This is a genomic window from Candidatus Cardinium sp. cBcalN2 (assembly GCF_022810445.1).
GTDB lineage: Bacteria > Bacteroidota > Bacteroidia > Cytophagales > Amoebophilaceae > Cardinium.
Map to the genome: position 1 here is coordinate 1 of NZ_JAACGD010000189.1, position 376 is coordinate 376.

Annotated in this window: 1 pseudogene; it reads right to left on the bottom strand. The window is 33.2% G+C overall.

Annotation, left to right across the window (positions count from 1 at the left end):
• Positions 1 to 289, bottom strand: a pseudogene (locus tag MUW74_RS04230) (hypothetical protein); the annotation flags it as partial.
• Positions 290 to 376: the final 87 nt, after the last annotated feature.

The window sequence follows — 376 nt, forward strand, 5'->3', positions numbered from 1 at the left end:
TACTTTTTGGCCTATTACGTTTGAGCTTGTATAGCTCTTTAGAGGTAGGAATCGAGGAGGCTTTTGAAGTCAGACCTAACTGTTCTTTTAGTTTAAGATTTTCTTCACTTAAAGATTTATTGGTCTCTATTAACGATTTGTTCGATGCTGCTAACGAGCTAATTGATGCCTTTAACGATACATTTTCTGCCATTAATACATCTAGCTTGGACTTAAATAATTCAAGCTCTGCTTTTAACAGGCGAATTTCTGATTCTAAGCCGATAACTATTGATGCGCTAGACTCCATTTAATTCATAAATGTTCATAAATAAAAACTTAACTTAGAAAATTATTCTACATTTAACAACTTTTATTGCCACAGTCGTGAACGGAA